Here is a 22,203-nt window from a genome sequence, read left to right as displayed (position 1 = left end):
CCTCTTAATTTCTTATTCGATATTCTTCCGTATCTTCGTCAGATACTCTTTCATCTTCTCGGAATCCTTATCCTTGATGATTTCTTGCAAGATATGCAATTCCTCTTGTATCCGTTCGATTTGGCGAGGGGTACGGGGGTTGAAAAGGATCTCGGTCAATAGATAATCGTCCTCGGACAGAAGGCCGCGGGCGATTTTCATATGGCGTTTGAACGTCGTACCCGGAGCATCCTGATGCTTCATCGTAGCGGCAAATACCATAGTGGAGGCGAAAGGGATACCTAGTGAGTAGGCTACCACTTTATCGTGCTCCTCGAACGTGTATTCGCAGATATGCAGGCGGAGGCTGGAATAAATATCCTTGAAGAATATCTTGCCCAGATGATCGCCCTCGGAGATAATAATCGTATTCTCTTTCTCCAGTTGTCCCAGATTAGCGAATGTCGGTCCGAACATCGGGTGAGTGGAGACATACGGGAAACCGCATGTCTCATAAAACTCCTTCAAATAAGTCTTCACGGAAGCGATATCGGAAATAATGCAATACGGTTGCAAGTAAGGCATTACGGCCTTGAAAGCCTCTATCGTGTAACTTAACGTCACGCAGTTGATGACCAACTCGGGATTAAAATCCTTAACCTCTTCCGGGTTTTGTAGGCGAAGGGCATTATAGATAAAACGCATACGTTTCGGATCTTTCTCCAATACGGCTACCTCATGATCAAAACTAAGCAGGTCGGTGAAGAAAGAACCCATCTTTCCTGCGCCTAAAATCAATATTTTCATCTTATAAATTATTGTTCGTTCATGATAATCATTTGCTGGCGCACGGATTCCTCATGGATCTCCTTCAAGATCTCCTTTACAAAGTCCGGGCTCAGGTCCATTTGTTCACCCATGCTGGAGCGTTTCTCTAAGATCTCGCTGTAGCGGGGAGACTGTAAGATCGGCATATTGTGCTCTTTCTTATAAACGCCGATCTCCTTGGAGATACGCATACGTTTAGCCAAAAGCTCCAATAATTGCTCGTCGATACCATCGATCTGGCGGCGAAGAGCGGTCAGGTTCTCGGTAGTCTGGTTTACGTCACGGATCACCAATAGGTTCAATACGTAATCCAATACATCCGGGGTGATTTGCTGGGAAGCGTCGCTCCAAGCGCAATCCGGGTTACAATGAGACTCTACGATTAAGCCGTCGAAACTCAAGTCCATCGCTTGCTGGCAAAGTGGGGCTACCAACTCACGCTTACCACCAATGTGACTAGGATCACAGAAAATAGGCAGGTCCGGCATACGGCGGCGAAGCTCGATAGGAATATGCCACAACGGAAGGTTACGGTAGATCTTCTTGTCGTATGAGCTGAAACCTCTATGGATAGCACCCAAACGATGAATGCCCGCTCCGTACAAACGCTCGAACGCTCCGATCCATAACTCCAAGTCCGGGTTAACCGGGTTCTTGATCAATACAGGTACATCAACCCCTTTTAACGCGTCGGCAATCTCTTGGACAGCGAATGGATTTACCGTCGTACGTGCTCCGATCCAAAGGATATCGATACCGGCTTTCAATGCCTCGAATACATGATCTTTAGTCGCTACCTCGGTAGATACCAGCATACCGGTCTCTTTTTTCACTTTCTTCAACCAAGCCAATCCCTCGGCTCCGATGCCCTCGAATCCACCCGGTTTCGTACGAGGCTTCCAAATACCCGCACGGAATATCTTAACGCCTCTGGAGGCTAATCCTTGGGCTGTTTCTAACACTTGCTCTTCTGTCTCGGCGCTACAAGGGCCTGCGATTACGATAGGACGTTGTGTGTCAACTCCCGGTAATGCTAACGGTTCAATCTTCATTTCCATCTTTGTGATCTATATTTTAATTTTCAATTATCAATTATAAATTCTCGATTCTTCTCAAGGCTTCTTCTAAAGTCTCGTTCTTGCAGCAAAGGGATATACGGATATAACGCTCGCCACGACTACCGAAGATAAATCCCGGCGTAAGGAATACGTTTGCCTCGTATAGCACCTTGTTGGCGATTGCCTCGCCGCTCTCGGCGGAGTCGGGGATACGTCCCCAAAGGAACATACCTACTTGGTTCTCGTCGTACTCGCATCCCAAGGTACGCATGATTTGTCCGGCAAGGTTCCGGCGGCTACGATAGACACGGTTCATATTGTCGTACCACTCTTTCTTTGCGCTTAGGGCCTCTACCGCCGCATATTGCATCGGCTTGAACTGCCCGGAGTCGATATTGCTTTTTACCTTCAGTATCCATTGGACGAATTGGGCGTTGGAAGCCAGCATCGCCATACGCCAACCCGGCATATTATGAGCCTTACTCATGGAGTTCATCTCGATACAGATCTCTTTGGCTCCCGGTATGCTTAAGATACTTAGCGGATGCTCATTCAAGATGAAGCTATAGGGGTTATCATTACATATAATAATACCGTGCTTCCGGCCGAAGGCCACTAGTTTCTCGTATAGCTCTACGCTAGCGTTCGCCCCTGTGGGCATATTCGGGTAATTGGTCCACATCAGCTTTACGTTGGAGAGATCCATTTTCTCCAGTTCCTCGAAATCCGGTTGCCATCCCAGTTCCTCTTTCAGCTCGTAAGGGATCAAACGGGCCTCTACCAGTTTGCTGACGGAACTATATGTCGGATATCCCGGGTTCGGAACCAGTACGCCATCCCCCGGATTCAAGAATGCCAGCGAGATATGCAAGATACCTTCTTTGGAGCCGATGAGCGGTTGGATCTCTGTTTTCGGGTCCAAGTCTACGTCGTACCACGTCTTGTACCAGTCGGCGAATCCCTTACGCAGTTCCGGTATGCCTACGTACGGCTGATAACCGTGCTCGTTCGCTCTGCGGGCATGTTCACACAACGTCTCGATGGTCTGTTCCGAAGGTGGAAGGTCGGGGCTGCCTACGCCAAGGTTAATGACGTTCTTGCCTGCGGCGTTCATCTCGGCTACTTCCTTCAGTTTCTTGGAGAAGTAGTATTCCTGTACGCTACCTACACGGTTAGCGGGTGTAATGTTACACACTTTGTCTTCCTTCTGCATATTCGCCTAATATTTTTAAGTCTTTTGTTAACGGTCTGATAGCGTCCAACGCTTGTTTGTAACGGGTGAAATCCGTGAAAGTAAGGTCGATGTAGAACAAGTATTCCCATTCACGCCCGATAATAGGCAAGGACTGTATTTTAGAAAGATTCATGTCGTAAAAAGAGAGAACGGAGAGGACTTTGGAAAGGCTGCCGGAGGTGTGGGGAAGAGCGAATACGAGAGAGGATTTGTTTTTATCGGTTCCTCGAAGCATCTCATCCGCCGTCCAGCGGTCCGCTATAGCGAGGAAGCGGGTGAAATTCCGTTTGTTAGTTTCGATCCCCTCGGCAAGGACTTCCATCTTGTAGATCTGGGCAGCCAGTTTCCCGCATATCGCCGCATGTCCTTTCAGTTGGTTTTCCGAGATCCACCGGGCACTCATGGCGGTATCTTCTTTCTCTACCACCTTGGCGTTGGGCAGAGTATCGAGGAAATCGGTACATTGCATCAACGCTATCGGATGGGAGTTGACCTCTGTTACCTCGTGTATCGAGGTTCCCGGAAGCGCTACCAAGGAATGGGAGATACGTAGCTTGTACTCACCTGTCACGCTCAGTCCACTTTCACGGATCAACTCATGATTTTGCAAAAGACTTCCCGCTATCGTGTTTTCGATAGCCATCATACCGAGGATCGCCGGATCTTTCTTGATTGTCGTGATTACATCTCGAAAAGTATTACAAGGAATAATCTCTATTTCCTCACCTTCATGATAATTACGGGCGGCGATGTCGTGATACGAACCGGCTATTCCCTGTATTGCTACTTTCTTTTTCATCTTGTTTCTCTATTTTTACTCTAAACTGTTACAAACAAAAAAAGTCCCACCGAAACCGGCAGGACTTTATATTTTATTGATATTTATATTCAATCATCAACGCTTTACATACAAACTCCTGCCCTTACTCTGCTAAAGTAAAAGTAATAAAAGTAATATGTAAAGCTAAATCGATTCATTGTCTGTTTGTTTTTAAATACGCAGCAAAAGTAACGCTTTTTTGGAAACTACAAGCAAAAAGTGATATTTTTTTTCTGTTACATTTAAATTTTATCTTAACTGTTTCTGAACTTCTGTGGAGATACGCCTACGTACCGTTTAAAGTACTTACCGAAAAAGGATACATTCGGGAAGTTCAAGGAGTAAGATATCTCTTGGATAGTCAAGTCCGTAGCCATCAATTGCGATTTTGCGTCCATGATTATCATATCGGCTATGATATCGGATACGGAACGTCCTGTCTTTTGCTTGATGATCATGCAGAGGTGCTGGGGAGAAATACTTAGTTGGCTGGCATAAAAAGCCGTTTGCCGCTTTGAGGTATAATTCTTCATCACCAGTTGGATGAATTTCTTGTGGATCTCGTCGCTACGGGTCGTTATCTTGTTAGGCCATGATTTCCCTTGATACAAATCGCTGATCCCATGGATCATGGTAAGCAGGATATGTTTCACCATCTCCCTGTTTATGGATTTCTCTTTCGCTTGTACCCGCTCTAGCAAATGGAAATAATCGTTAATGAAGTCCGCCCGGTCCTCACTCAGTGATATGATCGGATTCTCGTAGATAGTAGGTAAGGCGCTCATCGTAGACTTTATCATGTTCACGCAGTCCATGAACTCGGATGAGAATCCTATAAAGGAAAGGCGGAAACTCTCTTTCTGCTCACAGAACTGAATAATGCTTCCCGGCATCAAGGTGATGAAATCATTCGGTTTCAAAGTGTACTCTGTCAAGTTGATGGATGCCCTTAAATTTCCTTCAACGCATAAAGCGAAAATACCTGCTTTTAACCGGCAAGTCTGCTTGTAAAAGTTTAAGATTGCCTCGGTAATGTCGTTTCCTACGACATAATCCCGGGGCAAATCTAATTGTGGTAAGTTTGCGTTCATCCGTTATTTTATTAATGATCGAACACAAAAGTAGTAAAAGTGCTGTTGATTCACTTCTTAATTTAAAAATAGACCAATTAATCCTTGAATCAGACTTATTCCGCTTGTGCTTCCTTATTCCGTTTATGCAAGCTTTTCAGTTCGAAGGATAGCATGACACGGAATATACCTATTATTAATAAGGCATAAGCGATCATGTAAACCAACGTGAAGGCCCCTAGGGCGGGTTGCCAGATAACACCGATGGAGCAAAGGATAGCCAAGATACCGAAGACCATGTACCAACCCCAGTTCCGTGTACCGTATCGTTTCAGGTCCATCGAGTAACCGGTAGCCGAGAAGCCTCTGAACATAAGCCAGAATGCCAAGACAAACGGAAGCACCTCCATGCTAAGTCCCGGGCTTGCCATCAAGAATATACCTAAGATCAAGTCGATAATACCTCCGGCCAAATACCATCCCCAACTGCTGATACCCTTTTTGTTCGCCAAGGCGAAAGCGATCTCGAACAAGCCGCTTACGAACATAGAGACGCTGAATAAGATACTAAGCGCTACGTAGCTCGCCAATGGCGCGAACATTAAATAAATAGCGACGATGATGTAAAGCAGTCCGACCAATAGTGATAACCACCAATTCTTGACCGCATAATCCATTTTATCAATAAATGTTTTCATATTGGATAATATTTGTATTGTAATTACCCAATTAACAAAGGGAAGGAAGAAAAAGTTCTGGGTATTTGTGGCTAGGATATCCTTAAAAACTTTGTCCTTTGGAAATTAATTCTTTTCTTTGACGTTTCAAATCAATATAGGTATATAAGTACGAGGATTATGATGAAAAATTTGATAGCGATAACTTGTTTTGTCGTGGCGTTGGTGTCTTGTAATAAGGTGGAACATAAGCTGGAAGGGAAATGGCAATTGAAAACCGTAGAGGCGAATGGGGTGGTCCAGACGGTGGATACGGTTTGGTATAACTTCCAGACCTCTTTGTTCGAGTACCAATTATATGACCCGGCAAAGGACGTATATCGTACGAATTTCGGTTATAAGACGTTGGAGGGAGATACGAAACTGGATCTGGAGTTGGTCAACTATGGAGGTACGCCTTTGGAACAATTCATGCGTTATACGGATTGGACCTCACCTAAACAAACTTTCACGATCGAGCAGTCATCTGTGACGAATCTGGTAATGAGCTGCGAAGGAAGAACGTATACGTTTAAGAAATTCTAAGATATCATGTGCTGTTTGATCTCAGTCCCTCATAAGGAGTACTCCAGTACTCCCTAGGAAGTACTGCGATACTCTTTGCGGAGTACTGGAGTACTTCTTACGAAGTACTCTCAGCGATGTTAGATCATGCGATCAAATCCGCTTCTATAGCTTGTGCCACCTTGATTAAATCGGCGGGGGCTATCTGTATCTGCAAGCCTCGTTGTCCGGCGCTTACATAGATCTTATCGAAGCCGGATGCCGTAGGATGGATATATGTAGGGAAATGCTTTTTCATGCCGATAGGCGAGCATCCTCCCCGGATATAACCGGTGAGCGGCAACAACTCTTTCACGGGGATCATCTCACATTTCTTGTTCCCGGATACCTTGGCCGCCTTTTTCAAGTCCACCTCGTCCGCTCCGGGGATCACGCATACGAAATAACCGCTCTTATCGCCATGTAAGATCAAGGTCTTGAATACTTGGGCGATATCTTCCCCTAGCTGCTCCGCTACATGCGTAGCGCTCAGATCATTCTCGTCTACTTCATAAGGCACGAGCTGGTAGGCGATCTTAGCCTTGTCCAGCAGGCGCGCCACGTTTGTCTTATTAATCTTCTCTTTCATCGTTTAGATCCCTTTCATGGATAATTGAACACGTTTTCTGGATAGGTCTACGCTTAGAACCTTCACCTTGACATGCTGATGGATGGAGACCACTTGGGTAGGATCGCTTACGAAACGATCCGCCAGCTCGGAGATATGGACAAGCCCGTTTTCCTTGATCCCTACATCGACGAAACAACCGAAGTTGGTGATGTTGGTTACGATACCGGGCAATACTTGCCCTTCTTTTAAATCCTCGATCGTTTTCACCGTAGGATCGAACGCAAATACTTGGATCGTTTGGCGGGGATCACGGCCCGGTTTATCCAGTTCTTCCATGATATCAAGCAGGGTAGGCATCCCGACCTTATCCGTAAGGTAGTCCGTTAGTTTTAGTTTCTTTTTAAGCGCTTTGTCGGTGATCAGGTCGGCTACCGAGCATTTTAGGTCCTTGGCCATCCGTTCGACGATCGGGTAGCTCTCGGGGTGTACGGCCGAGTTATCCAACGGGTTCTTTCCGTCGGGTATCCGTAGAAATCCGGCGCTTTGTTCGAAAGCCTTCTCTCCCATACGGGGGACTTTCATCAGTTCTTTCCGGGAAGTGAAGGGTCCGTGCTCCGCCCGGTAATTCACGATGTTTTGCGCTAGCGTGGGGCCTAATCCCGAGATGTAAGTCAGCAAATGCTTGCTCGCCGTATTCACGTTTACACCCACCAGATTCACGCAACTCTCCACGGTTTGATCCAGACTCTTTTTCAAGGCGTTTTGCTCTACGTCATGCTGGTATTGGCCGACACCGATACTCTTCGGGTCGATCTTGACCAACTCGGCCAAAGGGTCCATCAGCCGGCGACCGATGCTGACAGCTCCGCGTACCGTGACGTCGTATTCGGGAAACTCCTCCCTAGCGATCTTGGACGCGGAGTAGATAGAGGCTCCGTTTTCGCTGACTACGAACACTTGTACCTTGCGGTCGTATCGTATATTCGTGATGAACTGCTCAGTCTCACGACTGGCGGTACCATTACCGATGGCAATGGCATCTATGGCGTAAGTGGCTACTAACTGGGCGACCTTAGCGGCGGCTTTGCCCTTCTCGTTCTGGGGCGGATGCGGGAAGATCGCTTCGTTATGCAGTAAATTCCCCTGCGCATCCAGACAGACCAACTTACATCCGGTACGGTAGCCGGGGTCTACGCCTAATACCCGTTTTTGTCCCAAGGGAGGAGCGAGCAGCAATTGCCGGAGGTTCTCGGCAAATACCCGGATCGCCTCCTCATCGGCTTTCGCCTTGCTCTGGTTGGAGAACTCCGTCTCGATAGAGGGTTTCAGCAGGCGTTTGAAAGAATCGTCGACAGCTGTAGCCACTTGCTCGGAAACCTCTCCACGACCTTTTACGAAACGCCGGTTCAAGCGATCCAGACAAGATTCCGCGTCGGGAGAGATACTTACACGAAGGATACCTTCCGCCTCTCCCCGTCGGAGAGCCAATAAGCGATGGGAACTGGCCCGGTTTAAAGACTCGCTGAAATCAAAGTAATCCCGGTATTTAGCGCCTTCCTCTTCTTTCCCCTTGATCACTTTGGATGTGATCATGGCGGTATGAGCGAAAGAGTTACGTACGGTATTACGTGCCGATTCGTTCTCGTTAATCCATTCGGCGATAATGTCCCGTGCCCCTTGCAAGGCTTCTTCGGCGTTTTTCACTTCCCCCTTGATAAAACTCTTGATGCGTGCGGATAGGTTATTCTCGTTTTGCATCATAACGATCTTAGCCAAGGGCTCCAGTCCTTTTCGGCGTGCGATCTCCGCCTTGGTGACCCGTTTCGGTTTGTAAGGGAGATATAAATCCTCGATCTCGGTGCTATCCCAAGATTCCTCGATGCGTTTCCGGAGCTCGGGAGTAAGTTTCTCTTGCTCTTCTATCGTGGCGAGGATCGTTTCCTTTCGTTTGCTCAGTTCCGTCAGTTTATCCAGTTGATCTTTGATGGCACCGATTTGCACCTCGTCTAATCCTCCGGTCACCTCTTTCCGGTAACGACTTATAAAAGGTATGGTAGCGCCTTCGTTCAAGAGCCCGATTGTCCGTTCCACTTGTCCTTCCGGAATTTGTAGAAAACGGGCTATAAGCGTGTGAAATACGTTTGTCATATCTAGTTTTCTTAGAATTGGAGTACAAATATACGGTTTTGCTTATATTTTCGGTCGGGATACTCACTTCTTGGGCTTATTATTTGTATCTTTCATTAATTTTCAAGAATTTTACGGCCGGAATATTCAAGCCTTTGATTAAAAAAATCAACATGGAAGTTAATACTACGGAGAACAAAACTTTGGAACAGGATTATAGGGATTTAGCAGGATTGTTATCTAATATCGTGGACTCGTTGCCCATCTACTTTTTCGTGAAGGATACGGGTGATAATTTCAGGTACGTGTACTCCAGCCCTTTGATGAACCAACTTTACGGACGATATCATAATGATGTGGTCGGGAAAACAGATTTTGACCTATTTCTAGATCCGGTCGTCGCCCAATCTTTCAGGGATATGGACGAGGAGGTGGTGAAAACGGGTAAGATGCAGCGTTTCGTGGAGCAAATGATCGATCCGAAAGGTATCTTGCGTACTATGGATACGATGAAACTGCTAGCGCCCCGTGAGGATAAGCCTCCTTATTTAGTAGGGATTTCATGGGATATTACAAAGCAAAGGCAGGTCGAGGAGGAGTTGCATAGCTATAATAAGCGCTTGGCGCTCGCATGTCAAGCGGGTAAGATCTACCCGTGGCTTTGGGATCTGGTAAACGGTACGGCGGAGCTTTCCTTGGAAGAAAACGGCCAGATCAAGCATGTGCAGATCACCCACGCTAGTTTTACGGAGAAGATCCATCCGGATTACCGGAAGGTCTATGAGAATATTACAACCGCTTTCATGCGGGGCGAGATCGATTCCATGCGATTCAGTTTCCCTTGTCGTTATTTCTCGGATGAGTATGTATGGCTGGAGAAGATCGGTGAGGTCTATGAGGCCGATCCGGACGGCAAACCGATCCGCTCGATCGGAATCCTTCGGGATATGACCGTCGATAAACGGCACGAGGCGGATGTGCAGGCCAAGCGTTTGGCGGAAGAGAGCGACCGGATGAAGTCCGCTTTTATCGCTAACATGAGCCATGAGATACGTACCCCTTTAAATGCCATCGTCGGCTTTTCTACCTTATTGGCGGAGAGTGACGATGAGGAGGAAAAAAAGGAATATCTGAGGATCATAGAGAGTAGCAATGAGTTTTTGTTGCAGTTGATCGGTGATATCTTGGATATCTCGAAGATCAAGTCCGGAAAGATGGAGTTTATTTATACGACCCTGCGTTTGAGTGAGATATTCGCTCCCCAGCAGCAAGCTTTCGCCTTGAGAGTGGCCCCGGGTGTAAAGGTTATCTTTGAGTCGGACGGTAATGACTATTGTATTGTGTCGGAGAAGACCCGTTTGACTCAGGTTTTGACCAATTTCCTTTCCAACGCCGTGAAGTTCACCAGCTCGGGTTCTATACGGTTTGGTTATCGTTTGACCGATGATGGTATCTATGTCTACGTAACGGATACGGGTATGGGAATCAGTAAGGAGTCTCAAGCGAGCATATTCAATCGTTTCGTGAAATTGAACAGCTTTAAGCAAGGAACAGGATTAGGGCTTTCTATCTGCAAGACGATTATTGAGAAGTTGAAAGGTAAAATCGGGGTTGAGTCGGAGGAGGGAAAGGGCTCTACATTCTGGTTTACGATACCTTGCCAACCGATGAAAGTGAAATAAGACATTCAAGTTTGGTTGGAATTTATAGGTAAATCACCTCATCCGCCAACAACCGAATCTCATCCGGATTATGTGACGTGAAAAGAATGATCCGTTCTTCTTTCATTTGCTTTTCTCGTATTCGTTCTATAATACGATGGCTTAAGGCTTCATCCAAGCCTTTGAACGGCTCGTCCATCAAAAGGAGAGGAGAAGGGTATGCCAATGCCCTAGCTATAGCGATACGTTGTTGCTGTCCGTAACTAAGCTCTTTAGGATATCGGTTCCCGAAGGGCTCCATTTCCATTTCCTGTAAGTGTTTTTGGGCAATTCGCCGGGCTTTTTCCTCCGTGAGAAAAGAGGAGAGGGGGAGGATGATATTTTCTTCTGCGGTTAGATGGGGCAGGAGTTGCGGTTGTTGGAATATGGTGGCGATTCCAAAGTGTCTTGTGGGATGTATCTCTCCTTCCGTAGGCAATAAGATACCTCCGATTAGGTTTAATAACGTTGTTTTTCCTTTGCCTGAAGGTGCGCTAATTCCATAAATAATCCCTTTTTGAAAGGAATGGGAAAAGTGCTGTATGCCATATTGGTAACTTATATCTTTCGTGTCTAAAACTGATAATGTAGGGGTGGGGATGGTCTGATCCTCATTCGCGAAAGATATTTTAGGGGTGATATCAGCGACTTTGCTAATTCCTTTATCAAAAAAGAAACTGATGAATACCGCCACGATCGTCCAAGCGAGCAGCTCAGGGACAGCGATAAAGTTTTGCGCCCTTTTCATCTCGCTTCCGATTCCGAATGCGCATTGCGACAAGACTTCTCCCATAATGATCGCACGCCAGCCGAATCCGGCGGCGGAGGCAAGTCCGCTATATAAGAATGGCTTTAGCTGCGGATAGATGATCTGGAATAAGACATTGGAACGTTTGATATGGAACTGACGTGCCATAATGGATAAACCCGGACGTAGATCGAGGATTCCCCGTGTCAGATTCTCTGTTAGTAGCGGGAACATGGTGAGGAAGGCGATCATCAAAGGGATACTTTCCGGATTTAGGAATATAAGCGCCAAAAGTATGAAGGATATGACCGGGATCGAGCGCATGATGGCAAGCAGAGGTCTGAATAATTCATACACCCACTCAAAACGGGCGAATAACCCGGCCATCCCTATCGCACAAACGAATGAGATCGACATGCCTAAGATTCCCCGGAGTATAGTCGCTCCGACCGACTGATAGAAACTACCGGAGACGAGCCATTCGCAAAGTGTCCGTACGAGTCGGGGAAGTGAAGGTATCAGCTCCGGTTGGTTGGCTATAACGGCGAATAGTTGCCATCCCGCCAAGAGGATAGCGGTAGCGACTATTGTAGTGATTGTTTTTCGCAATCTCATTGTTTTTCGGGGATAAATCCGGCATCGGGAAGCCTCCCGCCGACGGCCTTGGGTTCATACTGTTCGATGAGACGCAGGAAATCCATGACGGCGTTTTTCGCCTCGATAGCCGATAAATAATGGATTTTACACCGCTCGATACTCTCAGGAGTTAAGGCCCCTTGGGCGAAGATTCCATGTTCTTCCAAAGAATGGATGGTCTCTTTCGGATATCGTACGGCTTTTTGGCAGGAGGCTCGTAAGGCATCCTCAAAAGCGATACGATATTTCTCCATCGTCGGGGTGTATACGACCGCTGTTTGGGCGAATCCGAGGGTATCGCTGTCTGTTAAGTGATTCAAGTCCGCAGTTATTCGTAAGCTGCTGTCTTTCCGTAAAGCGATGCTTAGAAACGGTTCCCCGAGCACGGCACGATTTACTTTTCCGGCTAAGATGCCTTGGGTGATTTCCCCGGCGGTATTGAAGGCGTAATTCAACGGATAGTCTGATCGCTGGCGGCCGAGATAGTACCGGGTAAGGATATCGGGAGTCGTACCGTTGCCGAATACATACAATGCCGGTTCTTTTAAGGGTGTTTTCTCGACGAGGTAAAGGGTTCCCCAGATCGGGCATCCCGCTAGTTTAATCTTGATCCCTTTATTGTACAAGTTCGCCGCATTGATCATGGGGAGTACGGCTATGTCGGTCTCCTGCTTGATCAGTAAGGCTTGCGCCAGATCAGGCGAGTCTACCACTTTTACTTGTACTTTTTTGTTGTCTATAATTGGAGGATTCTCAAGCCAATCGGCGAATGCGATAACGGATGGACCACGAAGTACCGAAACCTTGATTACGGTATCTTCCGTTTGTGCGTGCCGGCAACCGGAGCAACAAAGTATGAATAGTAGAAAAATGTATTTAATCATATCTAGACCTCTATAAAACAATTAAGGATTGCCTCCCGGCAACCCCTAACCAACTTTGTTAACCTTAAATCTAATACTATTATGAAAAAACCACAATGCAAATATACTGCATTCTATATATCTGTCAATAGAATAAATGCTAATTAGTGTTTTGGGATTCATAAGAAAAGCTAAAAGGTCTTCTTTTGAGTCGCTAGGCTAACCAAAACAATCGTTATCGCCGATAATGGCAAAGCAAATAAGATCGGATCTATCGCATGCCACGGATATACATCGATCAAGACGTCTTGTCCGAATAAAGCTTTGCAAAGTCCTACCGGAGCCGCTTCCGCCTTATGAAGGAACAACATGGCGAATAAACTGGCCAAGCCTCCTACCCATAAGCTGGCCAAGGCCCCTTGCCGGGTAGCTCCTTTCCAATATAGCGAGCAGAAATAGGTAGGTAGGAATGTAGCCGCGCAAATACCCATGAACAAGGCGGTGCCTCGTGCGATAATACTCGCACTTAGCGTATAGCAGATAACGTAGCTGACCAAGATAGAGCATAGCACGCCGATACGTACACCTAATGTAGAGTTCGGGTTTTTGCTACGTCCTAGTTTGGGGAATGCGTCTGCCCCGAAAGCCGCTCCCATGGTATGAAATTGCGCGCTAAGGGTAGACATACTGGCAGAGAGAATACAAAGCATGAAAACCGCCCCGAACCACTCCGGCATCGCTTTATTGATAAATAGGGGGATGATCTTGTCCATATCTTTTACCGCCTCGGAGGCGACTACACCTTCCGTCTTGAGGAAAAACAAATTAGACAAGGCTCCCACGTGATAAATCGCCCCTACCGTGACAATCAAGAACACGCAGCCGATCAATACGCCCCTGTTGAGTTGCTTGGTGCTTTCCACCATCATGAAGCGTACGACTAGTTGTGGCTGCGCTAAGCAACCGATTCCTACGCCAAGGATCAATGAGGTAACCAATGTATACCATTGTGGAGAGCCTGAGATGGGCATAGCTGTCCATCCTTGATGTCCCAAGGCCTTGAAGCGCTCGGGCACCATGGGGGCGATATCCGTCAACTTCTGGTTTGCCTCGATAAAGCCCATGTCCATGATATGGTAAAACCAAAATAGCAGGAATAGCATACAAGCGAACATGATAACCGCTTGCAACGCATCCGTATAAAGTACTCCCTTGATTCCGCCCGTAATCACGTAGGCCGCTACGATCAAGGTGAAGATCAACAAGGCCAGATGAAGGTCGATATGAAACATCTGCTCAATGAAGACGGCTCCTCCCTTCATCACCACGGCGGCGTAGAGGGGCATGCCGATGAAAATGATCGAGGCGATGAAGATCTGTATAGACCGGGACTTATAGTGTAATCCCAATAATTGCGGGAAAGTCCGTGCGTTATGTGCCTCGCCTAACTTCCGGGTCCTTCGTCCGAAAAAGATAAAGGCTACCACTACGCCCATGAACATGTTCAATAAGCAAAGCCATTGAATACCCATGCCGAACGTAGCGGCTACGCCACCGAAACCAACGATCGCCGATGCCGAGATAAAGGTCGCCCCGTAAGACAGGGCCATGATAATGGGGTTTACTTTTCGTCCGCCTAATAAATAATCACTGGCATTTTTCGTCTGCCTGTATCCGAGATACCCTAACCAAGCGATTACAAACATGTAAATGATGACAATAATGCCTAATGTTAGCGTACTCATTTTCGTGATTCTTTAGTAGGGTTTGTTTTTTCGTCGTCTTCTTTATTCCAAGTGGTTATCCCGAACCAAATAGAAAATAGGAGGCAGGCGAACGCTAGAAGGTAAGCCAGCCAAATACCGGGGTCGCTGATTCCGAACATATATCCGTGCCTATTAAAGTTTTATTAGATCACTTTCACAGATATACTCGAGATTCTGACGGCGGATTACCTCACGGGCGCTTTCCCGGTTGTTCGTACGCAAGATCAAGATCGCTTTTTCCCGGATGGAGAAACAATACATATATTCTATGCTGATGCCCGCTTTCGTGAAATAAGATAATGTATTGGCAAAACTTCCGGCGCATGAGCTGGTTACGATCGCTAATACGTCGGTCAGGTTTGCGCTGACGTTGTTTTCTTTTAATATCTTGTATGCCTTCTGGGGATCGCTTACGATGATACGAAGGATTCCATACTCGGAGGTGTCGGCTACGGTAGCCGCGATGATGCGGATGCGCTCTTCCGCCAATAACGCTAATATCTCGCTTAATTTCCCGTACTTGTTTTCTAGGAAAATAGAAATTTGATTGACTGTCATAAGGTGTTATTTTAATTGTTTATTTAACAAAGCTTGCGATGATCTTTCACTCGTACCGCCTTGCCATCTGTGGTTGGCAAAGATCCCTTGGCTACCAGCTTGATACGCGGCGTAAGTAATAATTCGTCTTTCAATTGACGGGTGATACCTTTCGTCAAGCGCTGTAAGGCGGAATAATCATCGGTGAATAGGTCACTCAACTCAACCTCGATCAACATCTCGTCGCTGTTACCGATCGTTTCGAGGGTGATCAAGTAATTACTGCCTAACTCCTTGAATTGCATCAATATCTTTTCGATTTGGATGGGGAATAGGTTCACGCCCTTCAAGATTATCATATCGTCGCTACGTCCTTTGAAACGGGCAAGGCGTTTATGGGTACGTCCGCAAGGGCAATCGCCCGGTAAGATACAAGTAAGGTCACGGGTACGATAACGGAGTAAAGGCATCGCCTCCCGGTTGATGGTGGTTAATACCAATTCTCCGACCTCTCCCTCGGGCACCGGTTGCAAGGTAACCGGGTCTACGATCTCTACGATCACGTTGTCTTCCCAGATATGCAAGCCGTTCTGCTCCGTACATTCGAACGCTACACCCGGCCCGTTCATCTCCGACATACCGAAACAGTTGTAAGCCTTGACACCCAGAAGCTGCTCGATGCGTTTACGTTGTTCTTCCGAGTGTGGCTCGGCACCGATACATACGGTGTGTAGCTTGGTATCCTTTCTGGGGTCTATTCCCTCCTCATACATAACCTCAGCCAAACGAGTGGCATAGCTCGGTATGATATGTAAACAGGTGGTGCCGAAATCGGTGATGAACTTAATCTGTCGTTTGGTATTACCGGCCGCCGCAGGCACTGTCAACGCACCTAGTTTTTCTGCTCCATACTGGAAACCGAGACCACCGGTAAACATACCGTAACCGGATGTATTTTGGAATACGTCCGTATCCCTTAGCCCCACCATATACATGCAACGAGCTACTTGGTTAGCCCATTGGTCCAAATCCTTGGCGGAATGTAAGACAACGGTGGGATTACCTGTCGTTCCGCTGGAAGAGTGGATACGTACGCATTTCTGTAACGGGATGGCTGCCAATCCGAATGGATAGTTATTTCTAAGATCATCTTTCGTTGTAAACGGAAGTTTTTGTAAATCCTCCAAGGACTGAAAACTGTCCGGGGTAATTCCTTTCTCTTTGAATATCTTATGGTAAAAAGGGGAGTTGCCCGCTAGTTCTATGGTTTGTTTCAGTCGTTCCAGTTGGAATTTTACCTGATCTTTACGATCCATGGTTTCTATTTCTTTCTGCCAATACATCATCGTTTTTTCAATTAGAGTGTGTTTAATTCATGAAATTAGATTGCAAATGTATCTTTTATTTTGGATAATGCCATGCTTTTGTGTCAAAATATTAGTAATGACCTTTTGAAAATAAGAATTATTAGGCGGTAAGCCGTTGTAAATAAAAAAATAATAGTTATTTTTGTCCATTACGCAATTTAACTTTATGTATGGGCCATGGGAAAATATGACCACCTTTCCAAAGAAGAGTTGATTCAAAGGATTGAGAGACTGGAAGCCGATCTGGAAAAAGCCACTTTGACACCATCCGCGAGCGATAACGAACTTGAGATGCGCCAAAGCCAGCATACGATCAACTTCTTAAATATCTTGATGGATACGATCTTGTCGAACGTATTTGTGGAGATCACGGTGAAAGATATTTTCAACGGTTTCCGGTATATCTATTTTAATAAGGCGGCGGAGGAATTTACGGGGGTCAAGGCGGAAGATATCTTAGGGAAGACGGATTTCGAGCTTTTCCCTGATTCCCGGCGGGCGCATGAGATCCGAACGGAAGATTACCATACGATCAAGACGGGACGTATGGTAAAGGAAATGGTCGAGTATGAGAAACCGAATGGAGAGGTGAGAATCGTAAATATCGTACGTTTACTGATCACGAATCCGGACCCGGGAGCCTCGCCTCTGTTATTGGTCATGCTGAATGATATCACGGAGCAACGTCAAGACCAGTTGGCGCTGATGAAAGTACAAGAGGCGGATAAGATGAAAAACGCTTTTATCGCTAATATGAGCCATGAGATCCGGACCCCGCTGAATGCTATCGTTGGCTTTGCCCATCTCGTGACGGAAACGACTAATGCCAGTGAGCAAAGGGAATACTTCTCGATTATAAATAAGAATTGCGATTTATTGTTGAAACTGATTAACGATATCCTGGATTTGTCGAAGATCGAGTCCGGTCGGTTAAACTATAACGTGTCGGAAGTTGAGTTGAGGGATATTTGCCAAGAGGCCTATGTGGTACAATCCTTGAAGATGACTTCCGATGTGGCATTATTATATAACTCGGTCGCCATGCCTTCTGTTCGTCTGTGGATCGATCCGCACCGGGTAGAACAGGTCTTGTTAAATCTCTTGTCTAATGCCATTAAGTTTACTTCCAAAGGTTTTATCTCGCTTTTTTATGAGGTGGAAGATATGTTCGTACGTGTCTCTGTCATGGATACCGGAATCGGGATATCAGAGGAAAAGCTGGAGTCTGTTTTCGAGCGTTTCGTGAAATTGGATGATTTTTATCAAGGGGCTGGTTTGGGACTACCTATCTGCAAGATGATTGTAGAGCAGTTGGGTGGTGAGATCGGTGTGCGATCTGAGCTTGGCAAAGGTTCCACTTTCTGGTTCACCTTACCATTGGTTGTTACGGATAAGGCTGTTGTGGAGAAGGATGATCCTTCTGTTTTAAGTGAATGTCAACTATATTAAATAAAAAAGAAATGAAAAATGCGGTTGTCTTTTTAGCGACAGGCTTTGAGGAAATAGAGGCCTTGGGTACGATTGATGTCTTGAGGCGTGGTGGTGTACGGGTTATGATGGTATCTATTACGGGTGACCGATTGGTGATAGGAGCTCATGATATTCCGGTAATGGCTGATTACCTGTTCGAGGAGGCGGATTTCAGTTGTGTCGATGCCTTGATTTTGCCGGGTGGAATACCCGGAAGCAACCATTTAAATGCGCATGCCCATTTGAAAGAATTAGTCAAGGAGAAAACGGAGGAAGGCGTATTAATCGGTGCTATCTGTGCCGGACCGATGGTTTTAGGTGGTCTTGGATTGCTAAAAGGGAAAAGGGCTACCTGTTTTCCTTTCTTCGAACCAACAATGGTAGGCGCTACCCCTACGGATAATGGAGTAGAGCAGGATGGAAATATCATCACAAGCAAGGGGCCGGGTTTTATGTTTGAGTTCGGCTTGACGATCTTGAGGAATCTGAAAGATGAGGAAATCGCTTTGGAAGTGGCGGATGCCTTATTATATGACGCTTTGTTGCATGGGACAAAGCATTAATGTGCTTGAAATTAAAATCCCTTGAGAGAATGTCTTAGAGACATTCTCTCAAGGGATTTTTGTTGTAAAGAGTTTTCCCTTTCCTAAATTATTTCTGGAAAGATTTTTTCATACGTGCGATATCTGTCAAATAGTCTTGCAGATCTTGCTCGTGTTCTTCTTCCTCAGCTAAGATATGCTTAGCGATATCACAAGTCGTGAAGTCGATGCCGTCCGTGAATTTAGCGATTTCTTGATAACGCAAGATGGCGCAACGCTCGGAGGCGACATTCTGGTTCAGAAGGCTTACTACGTCAAAGTCTGTCGGTGAATCATATTTGCATCGGGCTAATTCAAACCATTGTTTCGGATCAAGTACCGGAACTCCTTCCAATTCGATGATCCGGTCTGCCAATAATTGGGCGTGATGCCTTTCTTCCTCGGCATGTTCCTCGAATTCACCTTGTACGTCGGAACGCATGGCTCCTTCAACGACCAAGGCTCCTACCCAATATTGATAGTATGCTAGCCATTCTTCCGCTAACGCGGCGTTTAGTTGAGATAATAAATTGTCGACATCCAATTTCCCTCTTAAAATTTTGACGCTTTCTTTTGCCATAGCTGTATTAATTTAGAATTAAACGTATTGTTCGTTTTTTATAGTTCTAACAAGCTTACTAGGGCATTGTTTATTGTTTGTCAAAATTTTAACGTTATGCTGCGATTGTTACAATTTAGGTAATTCCCAAGGTGCCCGGTAATAGGCTTTCGACAAGGCGGTAGCTTCGTTATCGCCGACAAACAAATTGTTTTTATCATCCCAATGAACTTCCCGTTGAACCCGGCAGGAGATATTCGCCAGATGAGCCATCTTCGCTACACGGGCACCGATAGCGACATCGGCGTTCGGAAGCTCACGGCTTTTAATGCAGCTCAACATGTTTCCCACATGATTATAAAGTCCTTTGCCTTCTCCTTTCTTGAAAGGAACGGCTTCCATGCGAGCTACGTTATTGGATACGACCGGTATGACTTCCCAACCGGCCCTGTCGAGTACCATCGTACCATTCTCCCCATAGAATGCTAATCCTTCCTTACGGTTATAGAGTCCGTGATTAATTCCGCAGGCGTGATCCCAGATGATATTAAAATCATCGTAGGCATAAGTTGCCATTAAAGTATCGGGCGTCTCCATAGCGTCGTCCGGATAGGCGAACTTGCCGCCGCCTGAGAATACACGGGTGGGAAGACCTGCGTTCATACCTTCTAGGGCATAATCCAGCAAATGTACGCCCCAGTCCGACATCAAGCCTCCGGCATAGTCCCAGAAAAAACGGAAATTATAATGAAAGCGATAAGGATTGAACGGACGTTTAGGAGCCGGGCCTAGCCACATATCGTAATCCACACCGGCGGGAGCGTCACAATCCGGTTTAACCGGAAGTGTCGGCTTGCCGTCTTGGTAAGCCCAGACCTTGACCGTACGGATCCGTCCGATATTTCCGACTTTCAAGAAATTAGCCGCCTCGTCCCAATGCGGGTCGCTACGTTGCCATTGGCCTACCTGTACGATCCGGTTATATTTACGGGCGGCTTTTTCCATCAGGTTGCATTCCTCGATCGTATTGGAGAGCGGCTTCTCTACATATACGTCTTTTCCCGCTTGGCAAGCCCAGACCGTCGGAAGGCAATGCCAATGGTCCGGCGTACCGATAATGACTACATCTACGTCTTTATTATCGATTACTCGTCGCCAGTCTTTATATAAGTGAGGTACTTTTTTCCCTGTTTTCTTCTCAACGTCGGCAGCCCGTTTGTTTAACCATTCGTCATCGACATCGCAAAGAGCCACGCATTCCGTCTCCGGATAATCAAGAAAAGTATTCAAATCCCCGTATCCCATGCTACGGCATCCGATGAGGGCTACTTTTACTTTGTTGCTAGGGGCGGTTTGTCCGTATATGGAGGAATACGATTTACCGATAAGCGGCGATAAAGTAAGTCCGGACATGATAAGTCCGGTTTTTTGCATAAAAGTACGTCTGTTCATGATATTAGTTTTTAATACTGTTATAAATATATTCCATATCCACGTGCTCCCTTACGAGGGCGGCGAGTTTGTCATACTGCTCTTCCTTAAAAGCGGCATAATCGAAAGTACCTGTAGTCGTTTCCGTGTCAAAGCCTTCAGCTAAGTTGTCCAATACGGCCGGATTATCAAGGATACCATGCATATAACTTCCCCAGCATCGGTTGTTGAGGTAATATCCGTCCGTTCGTCCGTCTTCCAGTCGGGCTACGGGCTGTTCGGGGGCGTCACCCAATAGGGTGGTTCGTCCCATATGTATTTCGTATCCTTTACAATCCTTATTCTCCGAGGAGGGGAGGAAAGCAAAGTCGCTTTGTCTCGTGATCTTCTCCTGCTCGATGACCGTGCATTGAGGCAGAAGACCGAGACCGGGAATCGCCGGGATATTTCCCTCGATACTTTCCGGATCTTCCAAGCGGATTCCCATCATTTGATAGCCACCGCAAATACCGATCACCTTTTTACCCGCTTTATGCGCCCGGATAATCGCCATCGCTATCCCATTGGCCCGCAGGCTTTGTAAGTCCGATAACGTATTCTTTGAGCCGGGGAGCAGGATGATGTCGGCTTTCTCTATCTCATCGATATTGTTGGTATAATAAGGATTGAAACGGGGGTCCATCTCCAATACATCAAAATCCGTGAAATTAGACATTCGTTTCAGCAGGATGATAGCTACATTGATTTTCCCGTCTTTATAAGTGTTATTTTTCATATCCAACGCTACGGAATCCTCTTCCTCTATCTTGATATCCCGAAACCATGGGATTACGCCTACCACGGGAATCCCGGTCAATTCCTTTAACAGGCTCCGTCCTTCCTCGAATAAAGAAGCGTCTCCACGGAATTTATTGATGATAACCCCTTTCATTAACGCTCGTTCCTCCGGTCGTAATAAAGCGATCGTTCCATATACAGAGCCGAATACGCCCCCCCGGTCTATATCTGCGATCAGATAGGTGGAGGCGCCGGCTTTCATCGCCATACGCATATTGGTGATATCCCGGTCTCGCAGGTTTAGTTCGGAGATGCTTCCGGCTCCTTCCAATACGATCGGGTTATAGCGAGCTTCCAGACGGTTGAAGGCTTCGATAGCTTCCTTAAATAGCTCCTCCTTCTGGTTTTGTATCCCGAAATAATCCTTGGCGGACATATTGCCGACTGGCTTTCCGTTTAATACGACTTGTGAGCTTTTATCATTTGTCGGCTTTAGTAATATCGGGTTCATATCCGTATGCGGGGAAATACCGCAGGCCTCCGCTTGTACGACTTGCGCCCGGCCCATCTCGCCGCCTTCCGGGGTAGAGTAGGAATTGAGGGACATATTTTGTGCCTTGAACGGTGCCGGTTGATAACCATCTTGCTTGAAAATACGGCAAAACGCCGCATTGATAACGCTTTTACCCGCATCAGAGCAGGTTCCGACAAACATAATCGGTCGTAGGTGTTGCTTCATCTGTATAGATTTTATTTACACAGTGTACAAAGGTAGTATTTTTGGCCTTTTTATTAAGGAGA

21 protein-coding genes are annotated in these 22,203 nt (G+C 46.4%); 4 read left to right on the top strand and 17 right to left on the bottom strand.

The window, feature by feature from the left end; genetic code table 11:
* Positions 1-12 precede the first annotated feature (12 nt).
* The 6 genes from DW205_RS19860 to DW205_RS19835 all read right to left on the bottom strand — a co-directional run bounded on the left by DW205_RS19860 (position 13) and on the right by DW205_RS19835 (position 5,687).
* A complete protein-coding gene (locus DW205_RS19860; protein WP_005868245.1) occupies positions 13-786 on the bottom strand; it encodes a prephenate dehydrogenase/arogenate dehydrogenase family protein in 774 nt (257 codons plus the stop codon).
* An 8-nt stretch (positions 787-794) separates the two neighbouring features.
* Entirely contained in the window at positions 795-1,865 is a 1,071-nt protein-coding gene (locus tag DW205_RS19855) for a bifunctional 3-deoxy-7-phosphoheptulonate synthase/chorismate mutase type II (RefSeq protein ID WP_005868246.1), read from the bottom strand.
* Positions 1,866-1,899: 34 nt separating this feature from the next.
* Entirely contained in the window at positions 1,900-3,078 is a 1,179-nt protein-coding gene (locus DW205_RS19850; protein ID WP_005868247.1) for a pyridoxal phosphate-dependent aminotransferase, read from the bottom strand.
* Positions 3,053-3,898 (bottom strand): prephenate dehydratase, encoded by an 846-nt coding sequence (locus DW205_RS19845; RefSeq protein ID WP_005868249.1) that lies wholly within the window; start codon positions 3,896-3,898, stop codon positions 3,053-3,055. The genes DW205_RS19850 and DW205_RS19845 overlap by 26 nt, the downstream gene beginning before the upstream one ends.
* Positions 3,899-4,173: 275 nt before the next feature.
* A complete protein-coding gene (locus DW205_RS19840; RefSeq protein ID WP_005868251.1) occupies positions 4,174-5,010 on the bottom strand; it encodes an AraC family transcriptional regulator in 837 nt (278 codons plus the stop codon).
* 95 nt (positions 5,011-5,105) lie between these two features.
* A complete protein-coding gene (locus DW205_RS19835; protein ID WP_005856375.1) occupies positions 5,106-5,687 on the bottom strand; it encodes an HdeD family acid-resistance protein in 582 nt (193 codons plus the stop codon).
* Between the two features lie 159 nt (positions 5,688-5,846).
* Here DW205_RS19835 and DW205_RS19830 point away from each other — a divergent pair, with 159 nt between their 5' ends.
* Entirely contained in the window at positions 5,847-6,251 is a 405-nt protein-coding gene (locus tag DW205_RS19830) for a lipocalin-like domain-containing protein (RefSeq protein ID WP_005868253.1), read from the top strand.
* Between the two features lie 124 nt (positions 6,252-6,375).
* Here the strand turns inward: DW205_RS19830 and ybaK are convergent, their stop codons facing one another.
* Together ybaK and DW205_RS19820 are read right to left on the bottom strand one after the other, a co-directional pair.
* Complete coding sequence (gene ybaK, locus DW205_RS19825; RefSeq protein WP_005856380.1) at positions 6,376-6,858, bottom strand: Cys-tRNA(Pro) deacylase; 483 nt, start codon at positions 6,856-6,858, stop codon at positions 6,376-6,378.
* A gap of 3 nt (positions 6,859-6,861) precedes the next feature.
* Positions 6,862-8,988, bottom strand: a complete 2,127-nt coding sequence (locus DW205_RS19820) for a Tex family protein (protein WP_005868256.1) — start codon at positions 8,986-8,988, stop codon at positions 6,862-6,864.
* A 152-nt stretch (positions 8,989-9,140) separates the two neighbouring features.
* Between DW205_RS19820 and DW205_RS19815 the strand changes: the two genes are divergently transcribed.
* Positions 9,141-10,649: an ATP-binding protein gene (locus DW205_RS19815; protein ID WP_005868257.1), complete on the top strand. Its 1,509-nt coding sequence runs from the start codon at positions 9,141-9,143 to the stop codon at positions 10,647-10,649.
* A 22-nt stretch (positions 10,650-10,671) separates the two neighbouring features.
* Here DW205_RS19815 and DW205_RS19810 read toward each other — a convergent pair whose 3' ends face one another.
* The 6 genes from DW205_RS19810 to DW205_RS19790 all read right to left on the bottom strand — a co-directional run bounded on the left by DW205_RS19810 (position 10,672) and on the right by DW205_RS19790 (position 16,563).
* On the bottom strand, positions 10,672-12,030 hold the full coding sequence (locus DW205_RS19810) for an ATP-binding cassette domain-containing protein (protein ID WP_005868258.1): 1,359 nt from the start codon (positions 12,028-12,030) through the stop codon (positions 10,672-10,674).
* Positions 12,027-12,935 carry a hypothetical protein gene (locus DW205_RS19805; RefSeq protein ID WP_008778290.1) on the bottom strand — a complete coding sequence of 303 codons (909 nt, stop codon included), beginning with the start codon at positions 12,933-12,935 and terminating at the stop codon, positions 12,027-12,029. Before DW205_RS19805 ends, DW205_RS19810 begins: the two co-directional genes overlap by 4 nt.
* Before the next feature lie 170 nt (positions 12,936-13,105).
* Positions 13,106-14,659: a sodium:solute symporter gene (locus DW205_RS19800; protein WP_005868260.1), complete on the bottom strand. Its 1,554-nt coding sequence runs from the start codon at positions 14,657-14,659 to the stop codon at positions 13,106-13,108.
* Positions 14,656-14,799, bottom strand: a complete 144-nt coding sequence (locus tag DW205_RS22905; RefSeq protein ID WP_005856393.1) for a symporter small accessory protein — start codon at positions 14,797-14,799, stop codon at positions 14,656-14,658. The genes DW205_RS19800 and DW205_RS22905 overlap by 4 nt, the downstream gene beginning before the upstream one ends.
* Positions 14,800-14,812: 13 nt before the next feature.
* A complete protein-coding gene (locus DW205_RS19795; protein ID WP_005856397.1) occupies positions 14,813-15,238 on the bottom strand; it encodes a hypothetical protein in 426 nt (141 codons plus the stop codon).
* Between the two features lie 23 nt (positions 15,239-15,261).
* Positions 15,262-16,563: a phenylacetate--CoA ligase family protein gene (locus tag DW205_RS19790; RefSeq protein ID WP_005868261.1), complete on the bottom strand. Its 1,302-nt coding sequence runs from the start codon at positions 16,561-16,563 to the stop codon at positions 15,262-15,264.
* A 198-nt stretch (positions 16,564-16,761) separates the two neighbouring features.
* On the opposite strand from DW205_RS19790, the gene DW205_RS19785 reads away from it, so the two are divergent.
* Complete coding sequence (locus DW205_RS19785; protein ID WP_005856401.1) at positions 16,762-18,033, top strand: ATP-binding protein; 1,272 nt, start codon at positions 16,762-16,764, stop codon at positions 18,031-18,033.
* An 11-nt stretch (positions 18,034-18,044) separates the two neighbouring features.
* On the top strand, positions 18,045-18,617 hold the full coding sequence (locus DW205_RS19780) for a DJ-1 family glyoxalase III (protein ID WP_005868262.1): 573 nt from the start codon (positions 18,045-18,047) through the stop codon (positions 18,615-18,617).
* Between the two features lie 88 nt (positions 18,618-18,705).
* On the opposite strand, the gene DW205_RS19775 is transcribed toward DW205_RS19780, so the two are convergent.
* The 3 genes from DW205_RS19775 to DW205_RS19765 all read right to left on the bottom strand — a co-directional run bounded on the left by DW205_RS19775 (position 18,706) and on the right by DW205_RS19765 (position 22,141).
* Positions 18,706-19,215 carry a ferritin-like domain-containing protein gene (locus DW205_RS19775; RefSeq protein WP_005856408.1) on the bottom strand — a complete coding sequence of 170 codons (510 nt, stop codon included), beginning with the start codon at positions 19,213-19,215 and terminating at the stop codon, positions 18,706-18,708.
* Between the two features lie 108 nt (positions 19,216-19,323).
* Positions 19,324-20,646 carry a Gfo/Idh/MocA family protein gene (locus DW205_RS19770; protein ID WP_005868264.1) on the bottom strand — a complete coding sequence of 441 codons (1,323 nt, stop codon included), beginning with the start codon at positions 20,644-20,646 and terminating at the stop codon, positions 19,324-19,326.
* Between the two features lie 4 nt (positions 20,647-20,650).
* Positions 20,651-22,141, bottom strand: a complete 1,491-nt coding sequence (locus DW205_RS19765) for a cobyric acid synthase (RefSeq protein WP_005868266.1) — start codon at positions 22,139-22,141, stop codon at positions 20,651-20,653.
* Positions 22,142-22,203 lie beyond the last annotated feature (62 nt).

Origin of the sequence: Parabacteroides sp. AM17-47 (assembly GCF_003434625.1) — a bacterium.
GTDB lineage: Bacteria > Bacteroidota > Bacteroidia > Bacteroidales > Tannerellaceae > Parabacteroides > Parabacteroides distasonis.
The sequence above is the reverse complement of the archived record's forward strand: the minus strand, read 5'-3'. Positions and strand labels throughout refer to the sequence as shown.

Excerpts from the sequence above, each read along its gene's own strand:
- ybaK (WP_005856380.1), bottom strand. The coding sequence starts at position 6,858 with ATGAAAGAGAAGATTAATAAGACAAACGTGGCGCGCCTGCTGGACAAG.
- DW205_RS19855 (WP_005868246.1), bottom strand. The coding sequence starts at position 1,865 with ATGGAAATGAAGATTGAACCGTTAGCATTACCGGGAGTTGACACACAA.
- DW205_RS19775 (WP_005856408.1), bottom strand. The coding sequence starts at position 19,215 with ATGGCAAAAGAAAGCGTCAAAATTTTAAGAGGGAAATTGGATGTCGAC.
- DW205_RS19835 (WP_005856375.1), bottom strand. The coding sequence starts at position 5,687 with ATGAAAACATTTATTGATAAAATGGATTATGCGGTCAAGAATTGGTGG.
- DW205_RS19790 (WP_005868261.1), bottom strand. The coding sequence starts at position 16,563 with ATGATGTATTGGCAGAAAGAAATAGAAACCATGGATCGTAAAGATCAG.
- DW205_RS19780 (WP_005868262.1), top strand. The coding sequence starts at position 18,045 with ATGAAAAATGCGGTTGTCTTTTTAGCGACAGGCTTTGAGGAAATAGAG.
- DW205_RS19785 (WP_005856401.1), top strand. The coding sequence starts at position 16,762 with ATGGGAAAATATGACCACCTTTCCAAAGAAGAGTTGATTCAAAGGATT.
- DW205_RS19840 (WP_005868251.1), bottom strand. The coding sequence starts at position 5,010 with ATGAACGCAAACTTACCACAATTAGATTTGCCCCGGGATTATGTCGTA.
- DW205_RS19810 (WP_005868258.1), bottom strand. The coding sequence starts at position 12,030 with ATGAGATTGCGAAAAACAATCACTACAATAGTCGCTACCGCTATCCTC.
- DW205_RS19820 (WP_005868256.1), bottom strand. The coding sequence starts at position 8,988 with ATGACAAACGTATTTCACACGCTTATAGCCCGTTTTCTACAAATTCCG.
- DW205_RS19805 (WP_008778290.1), bottom strand. The coding sequence starts at position 12,935 with ATGATTAAATACATTTTTCTACTATTCATACTTTGTTGCTCCGGTTGC.
- DW205_RS22905 (WP_005856393.1), bottom strand. The coding sequence starts at position 14,799 with ATGTTCGGAATCAGCGACCCCGGTATTTGGCTGGCTTACCTTCTAGCG.
- DW205_RS19800 (WP_005868260.1), bottom strand. The coding sequence starts at position 14,659 with ATGAGTACGCTAACATTAGGCATTATTGTCATCATTTACATGTTTGTA.
- DW205_RS19860 (WP_005868245.1), bottom strand. The coding sequence starts at position 786 with ATGAAAATATTGATTTTAGGCGCAGGAAAGATGGGTTCTTTCTTCACC.
- DW205_RS19830 (WP_005868253.1), top strand. The coding sequence starts at position 5,847 with ATGATGAAAAATTTGATAGCGATAACTTGTTTTGTCGTGGCGTTGGTG.
- DW205_RS19795 (WP_005856397.1), bottom strand. The coding sequence starts at position 15,238 with ATGACAGTCAATCAAATTTCTATTTTCCTAGAAAACAAGTACGGGAAA.
- DW205_RS19765 (WP_005868266.1), bottom strand. The coding sequence starts at position 22,141 with ATGAAGCAACACCTACGACCGATTATGTTTGTCGGAACCTGCTCTGAT.
- DW205_RS19850 (WP_005868247.1), bottom strand. The coding sequence starts at position 3,078 with ATGCAGAAGGAAGACAAAGTGTGTAACATTACACCCGCTAACCGTGTA.
- DW205_RS19770 (WP_005868264.1), bottom strand. The coding sequence starts at position 20,646 with ATGAACAGACGTACTTTTATGCAAAAAACCGGACTTATCATGTCCGGA.
- DW205_RS19815 (WP_005868257.1), top strand. The coding sequence starts at position 9,141 with ATGGAAGTTAATACTACGGAGAACAAAACTTTGGAACAGGATTATAGG.
- DW205_RS19845 (WP_005868249.1), bottom strand. The coding sequence starts at position 3,898 with ATGAAAAAGAAAGTAGCAATACAGGGAATAGCCGGTTCGTATCACGAC.